The 468-nt window shown below is 34.8% G+C and carries 1 protein-coding gene; it reads right to left on the reverse strand.

Annotated features, from left to right (window positions below; translation table 11 throughout):
• A partial coding sequence (locus BAA9072_RS23965) for a hypothetical protein (protein WP_201717048.1) occupies positions 1-439 on the reverse strand: 439 nt, incomplete at its 3' end.
• Positions 440-468 lie beyond the last annotated feature (29 nt).

The raw sequence follows: 468 nt of genomic DNA on the forward strand, positions 1-468 counted from the left end.
GAATATAAGTGAGCCAATTATTTGTGGCTTTAACGCTTGATAAAAATGCTTTTTGAATCACAATCCAGTCTTTCTTCTCAATTATCCCAACCGCACAAGCTATAAAAAGAGAGCGGCGTAAACCCGTAAATAATCTATCTTCTTTTTCACGTTTAGCATCAGACTTAATTGCTTTTAAAATTCCTTCGCCAATCACATAAAAAAGACGCTGTTCTTGTTTTCGCCTGACATCTTTCTCACGCTTAATCATACCTTGTGCTTTTGCCTTAGCTGCCAAAAAACGCTTTTCTTGACGATACAATTTAATGAGCATTTTTAGCTTTTTTGTTGTCGCTTGAGAGCGATTTTTTACACCTAATAGACGTAAAAATTCAACTTGGTTATCTGTCAAATTAACGCCATTTTTACTGGTGTAAAGTTGGTTCATTTCGTCAGCCAAATTCAAATCATCCTCAGTCAAAATAATAT

Source organism: Rossellomorea arthrocnemi (genome assembly GCF_904424705.1).
Lineage (GTDB): Bacteria > Bacillota > Bacilli > Bacillales > Bacillaceae_B > Rossellomorea > Rossellomorea arthrocnemi.